This is a genomic window from Methylophilus sp. Leaf408 (assembly GCF_916856905.1).
Lineage (GTDB): Bacteria > Pseudomonadota > Gammaproteobacteria > Burkholderiales > Methylophilaceae > Methylophilus.
Window position 1 is genome coordinate 70,426 of the sequence record NZ_CAKASK010000003.1, and the last position, 16,353, is coordinate 86,778.

Sequence of the window (16,353 nt, forward strand, 5' to 3'; positions counted from 1 at the left end):
TTTGCTTTTGATAAATTATCAATGAACGCACCAGTGACCGCAGAATTGCTCAATTCGGATTCTACTCCTCTTACGCGTTTGCGCGAAATTCCGTACAACTATACCTCCTTCTCTGACCGTGAGATCGTGATTCGGTTTCTTGGTGAAGAGATTTGGGAAATACTGAATGTCTTGCGCACCGAGCGCAAAACCGGCCGCAGCGCACGCATGTTGTTCGAAGTGCTTGGCGATTTATGGGTGGTGTCACGCAACCCCTATCTGCAAGATGACTTGCTGGAAAATCCAAAACGCCGCAAAGCGCTGATTGATGCCTTGTATCACCGCATCTCTGCTATCCGTGAGCGTAGCGGTAGCAATGACAAGGTTGAAAAGCTAATTGCAGCCGCGACCAAAGCGGTCGAAAAGTTTGCGGATGACTTTAAGCAAACTGCCGACCTGCGCAAAAAAGCGCTGGCAAAACTGACCAAATTTACCCGCAAAGACAACGTCCAGTTTGACGGCCTGGCGCGTGTTTCGCATGTGACAGACGCCACTGACTGGCGCGTAGAGTATCCGTTTGTGGTGATCAACCCGGATACTGAAGCTGAAATTTCCTACCTGGTCCGCACGTGTATCGAGCTTGGCCTGACCGTGATTCCACGTGGAGGCGGTACCGGTTACACCGGTGGCGCGATTCCGCTGACGCCATTGTCAGCAGTGATTAATACCGAAAAGCTGGACAAACACACTGGCGTGCAAATACGCACCTTACCGGGTGTTGCCCGCCAGGTAGCCACCATTGAGTGTGGCGCCGGTGTAGTGACCCGCCGTGCGATGGATGCAGCTACCGAAGCCGGGTTAGAGTTTGCGTGTGACCCAACTTCTGCTGATGCGTGTTGTATCGGCGGTAACGTTGCCATGAACGCAGGTGGTAAAAAAGCCGTGCTCTGGGGTACCGCGCTGGATAACCTCGCTTCATGGAGGATGGTGACGCCGGATGCGACTTGGTTGGAAGTTGAACGTCTAGACCATAACCTGGGCAAGATTCACGATATCCCACTGGCGCGCTTTAAAATCAGCCGTTATGACATCGGCTTCAAGAATCTGCTGGCCGAACCGGAAATTCTTGAAATCCCCGGGCCTAGCTTCCGTAAAGTTGGCCTCGGTAAAGACGTGACCGACAAATTCCTGTCTGGTCTGCCTGGTGTGCAAAAAGAAGGTTGTGATGGCCTGATTACTTCAGCCACATTCATTTTGCACCGCATGCCTAAACACGTGCGTACCATCGCGCTGGAATTTTTCGGCAATGTTTCCCATGCCGTGCCGGCCATTGTTGAAATCAAAGACTATCTGGATGCTACCGCCAAGCAAGAGCCTGCCGTGATCATGGCAGGCCTGGAGCATATGGACGAGCGCTATGTAAAAGCGGTCGGCTATGCCACCAAGGCTGCGCGTCAGCAACGCCCGAAAATGGTGTTGTTATGCGATATCGCATCTGATGATGAAAATGCAGTTGGCGAAGTCGCTTCAGCCGTGGTACGTATGTGCAATGCACGCAATGGCGAAGGCTTTATTGCAGTCTCTGCCGAAGCGCGCAAGAAATTCTGGCTGGACCGCTCACGTACCGCAGCAATTGCGCGGCATACCAACGCCTTCAAAATTAACGAAGACGTGGTGATTCCATTGCCACGCCTGGGTGAATATTCTGATGGTATTGAGCGCATCAATATAGAATTATCGATCCAGAACAAATTGCGGCTGGTGGATGCGCTAGAAACCTTTATGCAGGGCGACCTGCCACTGCAGCCCGATGAAGATGGTAATGCTGATCCGGAAGGTGTGAAATCCAAGCGGGATATTGCGCTGCAATTACTGCGTGAACTTCGTGCAAAATGGCGTTTGATTTTAAATACGCTGGATGAACCAGTGAGCGTGCTTGGGGAAATGGGGAAACCATTTGCTCAGTATGAAAATGTATTCCGTGCAGTGCAGTCATATGATTTACGCGTATCTTGGAAGCGCGAACTCAAGCGGCCTATGGCGGATGTTTTTGTTGGCCGTGAGTTTCAGCGCATACTTGAGAAACTGGACGAAATCCAGAAAACGGTATTGAAGAGCCGCGTGTTTATTGCGCTGCACATGCACGCCGGTGACGGTAACGTGCACACCAATATCCCGGTCAACTCAGACGACTATGGCATGATGCAGGATGCGCATGCAGCCGTGGCACGCGTTATGGATCTGGCGCGTGGGCTGGATGGCGTGATTTCTGGCGAGCACGGCATTGGTATCACTAAAATGGAGTTTCTGGATCAGGCGACCATTGATACTTTTACCACTTACAAGAATAAGGTCGACCCGAAAGGCCACTTCAACAAAGGCAAGCTGTTGATGGGCTCAGGCCTGGAAAACGCTTATACACCAAGCTTCGGCCTGCTCGAGCAGGAATCCATCATTATGGAGCAATCTGCCATTGGCGAGATTGCCGATGATATTTCTGACTGCCTGCGTTGCGGCAAGTGTAAGCCGGTGTGTTCTACCCATGTGCCACGTGCCAACTTGTTGTATTCACCGCGTAACAAGATCCTGGGTACGTCACTGCTGATTGAGGCTTTCCTCTACGAAGAGCAGACGCGCCGCGGTATCTCACTCAAGCACTTCGACGAGTTCAACGATGTAGCCGACCATTGTACGGTCTGCCATCGTTGCGAGAAGCCGTGCCCGGTCAATATCGACTTTGGCGATGTATCGATCAAAATGCGTAATTTCTTGCGCGAACAGGGTAAGAAGAATTTCAACCCTGGTACCGCAGCGGGCATGCTGTTCCTGAACGCCAAGGATCCGGCTACCATCAAGCTGGTGCGCGCCGGCATGATACAGATGGGTTACAAGGCGATTAATATCGCCAACAGCCTGGCGAAGAAGTTTGGCCTGCTGAAAGATAAAAAGGCACCGCCAGCTACCGTTGGTAAAGCAGATATAAAGGCGCAGGTTATTCATTTCATCAATCGCCCGATGCCGAAGAAAATGCAATCCAAAACCTCACGCGCGATGCTAGGGGTGGAAGATGACACCATGATTCCGGTCATTCGCAATCCGCAAAAGGTGAGCGAAGATTCGGAAGCCGTGTTCTATTTCCCCGGTTGCGGTTCAGAGCGTCTGTTCTCTAATGTTGGCCTGGCGACACAAGCCATGCTGTACGAGGTTGGCGCGATTACCGTGTTGCCACCAGGCTACTTGTGCTGCGGCTATCCACAAACATCTGCGGGTAACCACGACAAAGGCCAGGAAATCACGGCAGATAACCGTGTGCTTTTCCACCGCGTGGCCAATACACTGAATTACCTGGATATCAAGACGGTAATCGTGTCTTGCGGTACTTGTATGGATCAGTTGCAGAAATACGAGTTCGAGAAGATTTTCCCGGGCTGCCGCCTGCTGGATATCCACGAGTACCTGATGGAAAAAGACATGCGCCTGCAAGGCGTCACGGGGACGCGTTACATGTATCACGACCCATGTCACTCACCGATGAAGACCTATAAGCCGTTGGAAGTCACCAATAAGCTGATGGGGACGGATGTGGCGCTGAATGATCGTTGTTGCGGTGAGTCCGGTACGTTTGCTGCAGCGCGACCTGACATTGCCACGCAAGTGAAATTCCGCAAGCAGGAAGAGCTTGAGAAAGGCATGGAGAAAATGGGCCTGACTGTCGGAGCACCCGAGCAGCAGGTGAAAATTCTCACATCTTGCCCAAGCTGCCTGCAAGGTCTGTCACGTTATGGCGATGACACCGGTATTGAGGCTGATTATATTGTGGTCGAAATGGCCAAGCATATTCTTGGCGAAAACTGGATGGAAGACTACATACATAAAGCCAATAACGGCGGTATCGAGAAGGTACTTCTGTAACTTCGATAAAACCCCGCAAATGCGGGGTTTTATTAAATCAGCAACTGAATCAGTTTATTAAAAAGTGATGGTACATCACTTAAATTATGATGACTTTCGCGATTGGACGTAAACGTATATGCCGGCCCAGGTCATCACGATAGCTATGATGGCAATCACGACCAGGCTCATCAAACCGTAGTCGGTAGAGAGTAAATCAATCAGAATTTTCATATGTCCTCCTGTGAGTGGTAATACTTGCAACAATGACTCTGATGATTATTTTGGCCTCTTATGCCGATAGCGTTTTTGATATAACGCAAACCTGATGCATGCTGAATAGTGTGAAATCACTTTCACGCGCCAATAACCGGAAATAATTGATGAACGTGTACCCCATATTAAAACCGTTATTATTCAAACTGGATGCCGAAAAAGCGCATGACCTGACCTTGAACTCGCTTAAACGCGCAGAGCAGTTGGGATTGTTGGCGTTGGCAGGCCGTCATCTGGCTGATCAACCGAAAAAAGTGATGGGTCTGAATTTTCCTAATCCGGTAGGTTTGGCGGCTGGCCTGGATAAAAATGCCATGGTGATCGACGGTATGGCCGCGCTTGGATTTGGGTTTGTCGAAGTAGGCACGGTGACACCGCGCGCACAGCCGGGTAATCCGCAACCGCGCTTATTCCGCTTACCAGAAGCGCATGCCATTATCAATCGCTTTGGCTTTAATAACAAAGGTGTGGATCATCTGATCCAGAATGTAAAAGCGGCGAAATTTAAAGGTATTTTGGGTATCAATATCGGCAAGAATTTTGATACCCCTAATGAGCGCGCAGCTGAAGATTACCTAACCTGCATGCGTAAGGTATATGCACATGCCAGCTACATCACTGTGAATATCTCATCACCCAACACTAAAAATCTGCGCGCATTGCAGGAAAAGGATGCGCTGAGCCAGTTGCTGGCGACCTTGAAGGCTGAACAAAATATCCTGTCGCAAGTACATGGCAAATATGTGCCTGTTACCTTGAAAATTGCGCCTGATTTAACTACAGAGCAGGTAGAAGAAATTGCCGGTTTGTTGATGCAACATAGAATCGATGGCGTGATTGCCACTAACACCACGCTGGCCAGAGATGCAGTCGCCGGTTTGCAGCACGCAGAAGAGGCCGGTGGTTTATCGGGTGCGCCAGTAAGGGATAGCGCTACACAGGTCATCCGTACATTGTCAGCCTCTTTGCAAAACAGCCTTCCGATTATTGGCGTGGGCGGGATTTTGAGTGGTGAGGATGCTAAAGAGAAAATCGAAGCAGGTGCGAGCCTTGTGCAGTTATATAGCGGGTTGATCTATAAAGGGCCGCAGTTGATCAAAGATTGCCGCCGCGCATTACTTTAATGTCGCTGCCAATACTCTATACCTACCGCCGTTGCCCCTATGCGATGAGAGCCCGGATGGCGATATGGGCAGCACGGATTCAAGTGGAATTGCGTGAGATTTCGCTGCGTGAGAAGCCGCAGCACTTGTTGCAGATATCGCCCAAAGCTACCGTGCCGGTATTACAGTTGGCTGATGGAGCAGTGTTGGAGCAGAGCCTGGATATTATGCGCTGGGCTTTACAGCAAAATGATCCGAGTGGATGGCTTAAATTCAATATGGTGATGGCCGATTCGCTGATCAGTGTTAATGATGGCGAGTTTAAGAAGTCATTGGACAGGTATAAATATCCTGAGCGTTATCCGGAGCAATCAGTGTTGTTTTATCGTGAGCAGGGCGAGCAGTTTTTGCAAAGGCTGGAAACTTTGCTGGCTGAGCATCGTTTTCTGTTGGGGGATTCCGCCAGTATTGCGGATGTAGCGATTTTTCCGTTTATCCGGCAGTTTGCGGCGGTGGATGCGGAGTGGTTTGGTCGGAGTTCGTATTCCAGATTGCGGGATTGGCTGGCGGGATGGATGGAAGGAGAGTTGTTTGCTGAGGTGATGCAGAAATTCCCGGCTTATATTGAGCGTTAGTTTTGGCGCGTGATTGTGCGGGCGAATAAATCGTCATTTCAGTGGAGGATTTAGCAGGGGTTTCACAGAGCATGCTCTGTACCTGCGGAACGCCATTGCGACCTGCAAGGGGAAAGCTAGGAAAGGACATGCTTAGCTTAGTAGCAATAGAGAACTAGTGTCGCATTTTCTGGAAGGTCTAAAAGCTATTTCTTTGGATGATTCAGCGTTCCAATTCGACATTACTTTTCGCCGAGTGGCGAAAAGCAGTCTCTCACTAATGCCAAGAAATCAATTCTTCTCACTATTCAGCTCAAACCTCTCATAAGCATTAATAATTTTCTGCACCAACGGGTGGCGGACCACATCCTGCGACATAAACTGCGTAAACGCGATGCCTTTAACTTCCTTAAGGATTTTCTGCGCTTCGACCAGGCCGCTCTTTTGATGACGTTGTAAATCGATCTGTGTCACATCACCCGTAATCACCGCTTTGGTACCAAAACCAATACGGGTCAAAAACATCTTCATCTGCTCAGGTGTGGTGTTCTGCGCTTCATCGAGAATAATGAAACTCTGGTTCAAGGTACGGCCGCGCATATAAGCCAGTGGCGCCACTTCAATCGCACCGCGCTCAAACATTTTGTTCACCGTATCGTAACCCGCCAGGTCATATAGCGCGTCATACAAGGGGCGCAGGTAAGGATCCACTTTCTGGTTCAAATCCCCAGGCAGAAAGCCCAGGCGCTCACCTGCCTCTACCGCAGGACGCACTAGCACAATACGTTTGACACGATCACGCGTCATCGCATCGACGGCGCTGGCAACGGCGAGGTAAGTTTTACCAGTACCGGCGGGGCCTATTCCGAAAGTGATGTCGTGATCCTGGATCTGCTGCAGATAGCTGACCTGACGAGGGGTGCGGCCATGCAAGTCTCCACGGCGTGTCATTAGTGTTGGCATACTGGTCGATGCGACCTCTTCAGGCTTTAGCTTGTCGATCTCTACCAGGCCTAATTGAATATCTTCCAGCTCAATGGGTTTTTTTGAGCGCGCATAAAAGTTTTCCAGCATCTGCGCACCCAGTCGGATATTGGTATCTGTGCCGGTCAAATGAAAGGTACTGCCGCGACGGTTAATATCAATATCCAGGCCATTCGCCAGCTGGCGGATATTTTCATCAAGCGGGCCGCACAAATTGGCCAGCATCAGATTGTCTTCAGGTTTTAGGGTGATTTCCATTACTTAATTCACTATTTCGCCAACGAGGCGATGCGGGTTGTAGACATCGGTAATTTTTACTTGGACCATCTGGTGGATAAAACGTGCATCGGCAGCGATGTCCACTACGCGGCCATTATCGGTTTTACCTGCCAGCAAGCTTGGGTCTTTCCACGATGGGCCATCAATTAGCACCCGTTGCACAGTCCCCAGCATGGCACGGCTGATAGCATCGCCGTTTGCTTCGTTCTCGGTTTGTAATTGTTTTAACCAGTCAGCCTTGACCGCTTGTGGTGTTTCATCCGGCAAATAGCTAGCCGGGGTACCGGGGCGAGGGCTGTAGAGGAAGCTGAAGCTGTAATCAAAACCGACGTCTTTCATCAACTTGAGCGTAGCCTGGAAGTCCTTTTCCGTTTCGCCTGGAAAGCCGACAATGATGTCGCTGGTAATCGTCAATTGCGGATTTGCCATTTTCAGTTTGCGGATCAGGCCTTTGTATTGCAGGGCAGTGTAGTTGCGTTTCATAGCCATCAATATACGGTCACTACCCGCTTGTACGGGCAGGTGCAATTGATTGGCCAGTTTCGGCACATTGGCATGGCAGGCAATCAGCCGTTCGTTAATTTCATTCGGGTGGCTGGTGGTGTAGCGGATACGTTCGATTTGCGGTATTTCTGCTACCGTTTCAATCAACATCGCTAGGTCCGCTTCTATGCCCTCATATTGCACGCGGTAAGCGTTAACGTTTTGTCCAAGCAGGGTGATTTCTTTCACGCCTTGTTCCGCCAGTTGAATGGCTTCGGTCAGTACATCTTCAAACGGGCGTGAAAACTCTTCACCACGTGTGTAAGGTACTACACAAAAACTGCAATATTTGCTGCAGCCTTCCATAATGCTTAAAAATGCGGTGGCACCTTCAATTCGTGGCGGTGGTAAATGGTCAAACTTTTCAATTTCGGGGAAGGTAATGTCGACCTGAGGTTTATTTTCTAGGCGTTTGGCTTTGATCAGTTCAGGCAAGCGGTGCAAGGTTTGCGGACCAAATACTACATCAACATACGGTGCGCGTTTGATAATCGCATCGCCTTCCTGGCTGGCAACACAACCACCGACACCGATCACCAGGTTGGGATTTTTTTCTTTAAGCGGAATCATGCGACCTAGGTGACTGAATACCTTTTCTTCAGCTTTTTCACGTACCGAGCAGGTATTCAGCAAGATGACATCGGCCTCTTCCATATTGTCGGTTTGGGTCATACCGTCGTGTTCATGCATCAGGTCAACCATGCGTGAAGCATCGTATTCGTTCATCTGGCAACCAAACGATTTAATGAATATTTTTTTACCGCTGTCCTGCTTCATCTAGCATTTTTTCAAATCAAAACAGTATTTTAGCTTATTTGACTGTGGCTGGCATGATAATCGGCAGCGCAATACGCGGACTGCGGTAAAATGGTTACATCTAAAAAAAATCTTACTTGCATGCAAGCCTTACCGATTTTCTTCAATATTGCCCAACGTCGCTGCCTGGTGATAGGTGGCGGCGACGTGGCGACGCGCAAAGTCACCATGTTGCTAAAAGCGCAGGGTAATGTGGTTGTTATCTCGCCAGAGTTAACGTCTGAATTACGGCAGATGCTGGAAAAAAATGAGATTGAATATGTGCGGGACTCATTTTCGCCTGGACAGCTGACCGGTGCCTGCCTGGTGATTGCAGCAACAGATGATGAGGTGGTGAATGAGGCGGTCTCAGTGGCTGCCAAACGGCTGAATATCCCGGTCAATGTAGTGGATGCGCCAGCTTTATGTACCTTTACCATGGGATCGATTATTGACCGCAGCCCGGTGGTCATTGCGGTTTCCAGCGAAGGTAATGCACCGGTACTTGCCCGCCATATTCGTAGCAAAATTGAAACCATGCTGCCCGCTGCTTATGGCAGGATTGCGACCATCGCTGGCGAATTCCGTGACCAAGTTAAAGCCAGATTTTCCACCACGCAGAGCCGTCGGCGGTTTTGGGAAAATGTGTTAAATGGCCCATTGGTGGAACGGGTATTGTCAGGACAGGAGCAGGCGGCGAGGGAATTGCTCGGTGAGTTACTAACGCAAAGTGACGATGCCCCCGCACGCGGAGAAGTCTATCTGGTTGGTGGTGGGCCCGGTGATCCCGATTTGCTGACTTTCCGCGCGCTGCGCTTGATGCAGCAATGCGATGTCTGCGTTTATGACAAGCTGGTTAGTAAGGAAGTGATGGAACTGGTGCGGCGCGATGCCGAGCTGGTGTATGTCGGCAAGTCGCGTGACCAGCACACCCTGCCGCAGGAGGAGATCAATGCCTTGCTGGCCAGGCTGGCCTTAGAAGGTAAACGGGTGTTGCGTTTAAAAGGCGGCGACCCATTTATTTTCGGCCGCGGTGGTGAAGAGATCGAGACGCTGATGCAACATGGGGTACCGTTCCAGGTAGTTCCAGGTATCACTGCTGCAAATGGTGTATCCAGTTATGCCGGAATTCCTTTAACGCACAGGGATTATGCGCAGGCTTGCCTGTTTATTACCGGCCACCTGAAAGATGGGACGGTAGACCTGGATTGGCAAGCGATGGCGCGCCCAAGACAAACTGTGGTGATTTACATGGGCTTAGTCGGACTGGAGCAAATTTGTACAAAGTTGATAGCGCAAGGCGTGTCGTCTGATATGCCGGCCGCTGTGATACAGCAAGGTACTACCCAGAAACAGCGCGTAGTTGAATCTACACTGGCTAACTTGGCTAATGATGTGGCAGAGGCAGGATTAAAACCACCTAGCCTGACGATTATCGGCGAAGTGGTCAAACTCAGGGCACGCTTGAACTGGTTTACGCCAGAGGGTTAACAGCTAAAAGTAACTAAGTATTTGGCAAGATAGGCAGCGACAACCTGGCTTCCAGCCCGCCTTCTGGCCGGTTGAGCAGGAATAGTTGGCCGCCATGCAATTTAGCAATACGGTTGCAAATGGCCAGTCCCAACCCGCTACCGCCTTCATATTTGTTGCGTGCGCTATCCATACGCTCAAACGGACGTAACAAGCGCTCTGCATGCTCCTGCGGAATGCCAGGGCCGTTGTCCAGCACGCTCACCACGATTTTATCTGCCATCACCTGGCTGCGCACCTCTACCTTACCTTTGCCATAGTTATAGGCATTACCGACCAGGTTATCGAGCAAGCGTTGCATGGCGAGTGGCCGGATAGGGATAAAGTACTTTGGGCCTAGAGATATTTTTAACTCACGCCCTGCGCGCAATTGCCTTTCCGACAATGCACGTAACAGATCATTGATATCCATCATACGTGTGGGTTCGCCTTCAACACCGCGCACAAAATCCAGAAACTGGTGAATGATATTGTCCATATCGGAAATATCTTCGATCATGCCGTGTTTCATATAGTCGGCTTCCTGCGGCAGCATTTCTACCGCCAGCCGCAATCTCGCCAGTGGCGTGCGGATATCATGCGAAACCCCAGCCAGCAGCAAGGTGCGCTCTGCATCCAGCCTGGCCAGTGACTCGGCCATTTCGTTAAAGGTATGCGTTACTTCTCGCAGTTCTTCCACACTATCTTCAGGCAGTTTCGGGGCCGGTTCGCCATTACGTAAACGTTCTGCGGCATGTACCAACATGGTCAGTGGCCGGTTGATACGGGCCGTAAGCAAGTAACCACCAACTAACGACAACAGCCCAACTACCGCCGCCCAGCCCAGCCAGTGCCAAGGGAAAGGCCTGTCAACCTGGATTTTGGGGATCACTACCCAGAAGTCATCCTGGCCGACATTGAAACTGATCCAAAGACCGGGAATATCATAGTGATTGACGGTGATGATGGTTTCTTCACCCAGCCTGTCACGGATTTTTTGCGCCATCAGGGCGATGAAAGGATCAGCAGGTAATGGCTCAATATCTTCAAGGAAATCTGCTGCATAGACACGCACACCTTCTCGCCCAGATAGTTCTGAAAGCAGGGCAAGGCGGCGGTTTTCGTGTGAGGCGATCAGCGAAGCGCGTGTGTAATTGACAATCGTGACTGCCTGTAATGCGGCTGCAGTTGCACGCGGTTCGCGATCGAAATAATCAAAAATCTTGAGCGACGCATAGATGCTGACTGCCAGTAAAATGGCAATCAGCAACATGATGCGGGAGAGTAGTCTGCGGGGCAGTAAGCGCACGAGGGCTATGGCGAGTGATGCAGTAGATTACTGCGGCGATTCGCCATCAGGAATAAATACATAACCAAAGCCCCACATGGTTTGCAGATAGCGTGGATGTGCCGGGTCCGGTTCAATAATGCGGCGCAAGCGTGAGACTTGCACGTCAATGCTGCGGTCAAATACATCCAGTTCGCGGCCGCGCGCAAGCTGCATGAGCCTGTCGCGTGAAAGTGGTTGCCTAGGGTGCTCGGTAAATACCTTCAATAAAGTGAATTCTCCGCTGGTGATGGTAATGGCCGTGCCATTTTTACTCAGGCTGCGGGTGTTGACGTCAAACACAAATTCACCAAACTGAAATGCTGAGCTTTTATCTTCAGTTGCCAGTTTGGGCGTGATTTCGTGGCGGCGGAGCACGGCATTGATCCTTGCCAGCAACTCGCGTGGATTAAAAGGTTTTGGCAGGTAATCATCCGCACCCATTTCCAGGCCGACAATACGGTCTACCTCATCGCCGCGGGCAGTCAGCATGATGATCGGTGTCACATGGTTAGCGCCGCGTAAACGACGGCAGATGGCGAGGCCATCTTCGCCCGGCAACATCAAGTCCAGTATCAATAGATCAAAGCTTTCGGCTGCCATGGCTTTATCCAGCTCTTTGCCATCAGACACAGACTTGATATTGAACCCTTGTTCAGTCAGGTAACGCTGCAAAAGTTCGCGCATGCGCAAGTCGTCATCGACCATCAATATTTTTTTAAACTGTTCTGCCATACGAACCTTTTACACAAAAACTGGCGTCTCAATTAACGCGTTAAGCCGAAATAACGGTTACAGGAGACTGGATGATAAAACGGCTGAAGTGATTAAACTTATCGACTGCTATTATACTCCAAGCTGCATGGAGCATGAAATGGGGCGGTTACAAATTGGTTACAAATAGCGGTGGCAATGAAATATTGCATTTACAATCGTAATGCATGATAAATGCCCATTTATTAACAGTAGTGGCTTGAAAAGCGCTATTTTGTGTTAAATCTGTTGATGAACGGACTTTAGTTGCGTTATGGTATGCAGCCTGACTTTTTAAGTCATCCGGCATTTTTCCAACTTATCTTTTTAAGTAAATTTTAAGTCTAGCGTTTGCGGCTTTAAAATGTCTCGAAAAGGTAAAGATACGATCTTATGTATAGGTGTGGATGTTTAGAGCGATAAAACATTTCAATGAGGTTTTTTTGCTAACAACGACCATGTTGCTAGCACTACCTGCCTTTGCCGATCTCAAACTGCCAATCCGGTTAAGTGATAACCGGGTGATAGACAATGAAGATACCGGACTTACCAAAACATTAGAACACAACTTCAGCCCCGAAGACCGTGCGCGACTGCGCAAAGCGCTGAGTGAATATGCGCGTAATACCGACCCCGACCATCAATTGATGTTACAAAAGCGTAAAGCGATGCATGACAGCATTTCCCAGCGCTTTAATGAATGTAACCGTGACAATGATGATACGCTGGATCGTGAAGAAGCGACTTTGTGTCTGCCTCAGGTAGCACGCCATTTCTCTTATGTAGATCTCGATGGTGATGGTGTGATTACGCTCGATGAGCTTGAAAATGCTTACGCGAAAATGGTCGAGCGTCAACGTGAAGCTGAATCTAAAACCGAAGCACAGCAATCTGCATCTACCGATGCCGATCTCGATAGCAAAGCCAAAAACAAGTCAAAATCTAACTCTGCAGTGATTCCAGCAAGTAGTTCCGTGAATTCTTCTGGCAAAGACGGCTCAAGCCAGCGTAAACGCCCAAGTTAATATTGACTCAGCTTGCATGTGCCATGTGAGTTGTTCTGGCTTGCCTATAATCTTCTGACAACCTTGGTTATAAGGGTATACTTTCCTTCACTGGAAATTACATCTACCCGCCACTGATCATGTCTCTAAGCCGTTTATCTTTTACCTGGTCTCGTGGATTGCAGGATATTTTACCTGCGGCCTGGCAGGCATTGGCCGGACAGCATCCGATGCTCGATTACAGGTTTCTGCACGCATTTGAATCTTCTTCATCAGTAGACCATGAGAGTGGATGGATTCCCTACCATCTGACGGTGCTTGATGGTGAACAATTGGTAGCCGCCGCACCTTGCTACATTAAAACCCATTCGTATGGCGAATATGTATTTGACTGGTCGTGGGCAGATGCCTACCAGCAAGCCGGTGGCACTTATTATCCCAAGCTGATCTCTGCCATTCCTTTTTCACCTGTCGCTGGCCCCCGCTTATTAGTGCATCCGGATATTACAGAGCCTGAACAGCTGGTAGCAGAAATGTTGAGGCACATGCGCAAACTCTGTGAAGAGCATGGGTTGTCTGGAACGCATATTCTTTTTCCGGATGCATTGTCGGCAACGTATTGTGCAACGCAAGGCCTTCTGCGCCGCGAAGGTGTGCAATTCCGCTGGGAAAACCAAAACTACAAAGATTGGGAAAGTTTTTTGGCAGTACTCAGCCATAACAAGCGTAAAAAAATCCGGCAGGAACGTAACAAGGTCGCCCAGCAAGGTGTGACATGCCGTGTGCTCAACGGCCATCAGTTGTCTGAAGCGGATTTAGTATTGTTTTATCAATGTTATAGCAACACTTATCATCGGCATGGCAGCCAGCCTTACCTTACCTTTGCTTTTTTTGAACAGATTACGCGCGATATGCCTGACAATGTGTTGCTATTTATTGCGGCGCAATCAGATGAAGATATCGCCGTTAGCCTGTGTATACAGGGCGATAGCACGCTGTATGGCCGCTATTGGGGCAGCCTGCGAGATATTTCGTGCCTGCATTTTGAGTTGTGTTATTACCAGCCACAAGCTTTTTGCATCGCGCAAGGAATACGTTATTTTGAGGGTGGCGCACAAGGCGTGCATAAATTAGCACGTGGATTCCTGCCATATACCACCTGCTCTTATCACTGGCTAGCACATGAAGAATTTCACCAGAGTGTGGCGCGCTTTTTATCCAGAGAAGAAACTGCCATGCAGCATTATGTGGATGAGCTTGAAGAGCGCAGCCCATATAAAGCATTGCCTGAGGCAATATAATGAAAATGAAAAAGTCTGCGCGACTTTATGATTACCAAGGTACCAGTTTGCCATCGTAAGCAATAAATTCACCGGATTGTGCCCGGTCCAACCCGGCAATCACTTTCCGTAAACCTGCCACGCTGGTTTTAGTATCGATCAATCCATTCGGGCCACCCATATCAGTCCGCACCCAGCCCGGATGTAGCGCCGCGACGATAATGTTGAATGGTTGCAAATCCAGCGACAGGCTTTTTACCACCATATTGAGTGCCGTTTTTGTACTGCGGTATATGTATTCACCACCACTGCTATTGTCCGTCATGCTGCCCATTTTGCTGGTCATGGCAATTAATTTGGCCTGATCGGAACGTTGCAAATGCGGCAGAAAAGCTTCCGCCAGGTAATAAGTGGTCAGTGTGTTTATCTGAAAGGTTTGCAGCCAGGTCTGTGGGTCGGTTTTACCAAAGCGGCTTGGTGGGTAAGCACCGGCATTGCTGATCAGGATGTCAATAGATACATCCGACAGTTCGCGAGCCAGTGCTTGAATGGCGCTGATATCTGCAATATCTAATGCCAGCAAATGAATCCGGGCATAGTTGGCGGCGAGTGACTGTAATTCAACAGCTTGAGCCATATCGCGAACGGTGGCGTAAACCGTCTTACCCTCTTGCGCATATTGCCTGACGTACTCAAGCCCGATACCACGGTTAGCGCCGGTAATCAAAACAGTTTGCGAAGTCGTCATTGATTTCATCTCCTGAAATTAAGCTAATCTGGGATATGATTGAATTTTACGTGGTTAGTTTTGCCTGAGTTGTATATTTATAAGCATAAATGGAGTGGTTGGTATTGATGCGTTTCAACAGAAGAATGGGTGCTCATGCTTTTGGGCTGTGTCTATTAGGCATGTTGATGGTTGTAGAGGCTATTGCAGGTGCAGCGGATATCAGTCGTCAGTTGCGATCCCGTCCGTCCCTGTTGAAGTCCGAAGATGTTGCCGTTATTTACAATATCAATGATGCGCAAAGCGAAGAAGTCGCCAGATATTACTTGCAGGCACGCCAGGTGCCAGTCGCTAACCTGATAGGCATAGAGCTGCCTAAACGTGCCAAAGACTCCCTGACTGTGGCCGAATTTGAATCTTTAAAAAGCCAGATTGAAGGTAAACTTCAAGATCAGCAAGTGCTTTTGTTAGTCTGGAAAACCCCGTTTGCTGTGCAGTGTAATAGCCTCACTGGTGCACTGACTCTAGGCCTGGATCTTGAACAATGTAAGAAAACCTGCGATCCGGGGCGTGACAGTCCTTATTTCAACAGTTCATCCTTGCGCCCCTGGGCAGATCATCATATCCGTTTATCCATGCTACTGCCGATTACCAGTGTGGATGCAGCCAAAGCATTGATTGACCGCGGCACCTTAAGTGAATTCAGCTTGAATGAAGCGAACGGCTATTTCCTCAAAACCAAGGATACAGCTCGCTCAAAGCCGCGGGAACCGTTTTTCCCCCCGGATGGTATGACGATCAAATCCAAGCGTCTCACTTTGCACACAGTGAGCCAGGAAGCGCTGGAAAAAGAAAAAGACGTGATGTTCTACTTTACCGGTCAGGCCAATGTGGATTACATGCTGACCAATAGCTACTTGCCTGGAGCGATTGCGGATCATTTAACCTCGACCGGTGGAATGTTGACCAGCACTTACCAAATGCCTGCCACCCGTTGGCTGGATGCTGGCGTGACCGGTAGTTATGGCACGGTTTCAGAGCCGTGTAATTACTGGCAGAAATTTCCTAATCCCCAGGTGGTCATGGCACATTACCTGGCAGGTGAAACATTGATAGAGGCTTACTGGAAAAGCGTGAAATGGCCTATGCAAGGCGTGTTTGTAGGCGAGCCATTAGCCAAACCTTATGCCAAAGTTGCGCCCATGACGCTGGAGTAAAAAACAGACGTTTCTCAAGCCAATGATGCACGTCACAATCCTGTCGCGTATGTGTCGTATAATCCCAGCCAT

General features: G+C 49.5%; 13 protein-coding genes. 7 read left to right on the forward strand and 6 right to left on the reverse strand.

The annotated features are described in order from the left end of the window. The first annotated feature begins 21 nt into the window (after window positions 1-21). The gene (locus tag LPA26_RS13955) at window positions 22-3,891 is read left to right on the forward strand and encodes a DUF3683 domain-containing protein (RefSeq protein ID WP_229008819.1); all 3,870 of its coding nucleotides are present in this window, start codon (window positions 22-24) and stop codon (window positions 3,889-3,891) included. 84 nt (window positions 3,892-3,975) lie between these two features. Here LPA26_RS13955 and LPA26_RS13960 read toward each other — a convergent pair whose 3' ends face one another. Further along, entirely contained in the window at window positions 3,976-4,104 is a 129-nt protein-coding gene (locus LPA26_RS13960; RefSeq protein WP_082488045.1) for a DUF3149 domain-containing protein, read from the reverse strand. Between the two features lie 149 nt (window positions 4,105-4,253). Between LPA26_RS13960 and LPA26_RS13965 the strand changes: the two genes are divergently transcribed. Next, entirely contained in the window at window positions 4,254-5,270 is a 1,017-nt protein-coding gene (locus tag LPA26_RS13965) for a quinone-dependent dihydroorotate dehydrogenase (RefSeq protein ID WP_229008820.1), read from the forward strand. Then, the gene (locus LPA26_RS13970) at window positions 5,270-5,884 is read left to right on the forward strand and encodes a glutathione S-transferase (protein WP_255659352.1); all 615 of its coding nucleotides are present in this window, start codon (window positions 5,270-5,272) and stop codon (window positions 5,882-5,884) included. The genes LPA26_RS13965 and LPA26_RS13970 overlap by 1 nt, the downstream gene beginning before the upstream one ends. 270 nt (window positions 5,885-6,154) lie before the next feature. Here the strand turns inward: LPA26_RS13970 and LPA26_RS13975 are convergent, their stop codons facing one another. After that, window positions 6,155-7,105: a PhoH family protein gene (locus tag LPA26_RS13975; protein WP_229008822.1), complete on the reverse strand. Its 951-nt coding sequence runs from the start codon at window positions 7,103-7,105 to the stop codon at window positions 6,155-6,157. Between the two features lie 3 nt (window positions 7,106-7,108). After that, window positions 7,109-8,446 carry a tRNA (N6-isopentenyl adenosine(37)-C2)-methylthiotransferase MiaB gene (gene miaB / locus LPA26_RS13980; RefSeq protein WP_229008823.1) on the reverse strand — a complete coding sequence of 446 codons (1,338 nt, stop codon included), beginning with the start codon at window positions 8,444-8,446 and terminating at the stop codon, window positions 7,109-7,111. 120 nt (window positions 8,447-8,566) lie between these two features. Here miaB and cysG point away from each other — a divergent pair, with 120 nt between their 5' ends. After that, window positions 8,567-9,955, forward strand: a complete 1,389-nt coding sequence (gene cysG, locus LPA26_RS13985; RefSeq protein ID WP_229008824.1) for a siroheme synthase CysG — start codon at window positions 8,567-8,569, stop codon at window positions 9,953-9,955. Between the two features lie 13 nt (window positions 9,956-9,968). On the opposite strand, the gene LPA26_RS13990 is transcribed toward cysG, so the two are convergent. Together LPA26_RS13990 and ompR are read right to left on the reverse strand one after the other, a co-directional pair. Next, window positions 9,969-11,282 (reverse strand): ATP-binding protein, encoded by a 1,314-nt coding sequence (locus LPA26_RS13990; protein ID WP_304437668.1) that lies wholly within the window; start codon window positions 11,280-11,282, stop codon window positions 9,969-9,971. 27 nt (window positions 11,283-11,309) lie between these two features. Beyond that, the gene (gene ompR / locus LPA26_RS13995) at window positions 11,310-12,035 is read right to left on the reverse strand and encodes a two-component system response regulator OmpR (protein ID WP_055827575.1); all 726 of its coding nucleotides are present in this window, start codon (window positions 12,033-12,035) and stop codon (window positions 11,310-11,312) included. A 476-nt stretch (window positions 12,036-12,511) separates the two neighbouring features. Between ompR and LPA26_RS14000 the strand changes: the two genes are divergently transcribed. Together LPA26_RS14000 and LPA26_RS14005 are read left to right on the forward strand one after the other, a co-directional pair. Further along, window positions 12,512-13,078 carry an EF-hand domain-containing protein gene (locus LPA26_RS14000; RefSeq protein ID WP_229008825.1) on the forward strand — a complete coding sequence of 189 codons (567 nt, stop codon included), beginning with the start codon at window positions 12,512-12,514 and terminating at the stop codon, window positions 13,076-13,078. 119 nt (window positions 13,079-13,197) lie between these two features. Beyond that, complete coding sequence (locus tag LPA26_RS14005) at window positions 13,198-14,358, forward strand: GNAT family N-acetyltransferase (protein ID WP_229008826.1); 1,161 nt, start codon at window positions 13,198-13,200, stop codon at window positions 14,356-14,358. Window positions 14,359-14,389: 31 nt separating this feature from the next. Here the strand turns inward: LPA26_RS14005 and LPA26_RS14010 are convergent, their stop codons facing one another. Next, window positions 14,390-15,085 carry an SDR family oxidoreductase gene (locus tag LPA26_RS14010; protein ID WP_229008827.1) on the reverse strand — a complete coding sequence of 232 codons (696 nt, stop codon included), beginning with the start codon at window positions 15,083-15,085 and terminating at the stop codon, window positions 14,390-14,392. A gap of 107 nt (window positions 15,086-15,192) precedes the next feature. On the opposite strand from LPA26_RS14010, the gene LPA26_RS14015 reads away from it, so the two are divergent. Continuing rightward, window positions 15,193-16,281, forward strand: coding sequence for a TIGR03790 family protein (locus tag LPA26_RS14015; RefSeq protein WP_229008828.1), 1,089 nt, complete (start codon window positions 15,193-15,195; stop codon window positions 16,279-16,281). Window positions 16,282-16,353 lie beyond the last annotated feature (72 nt).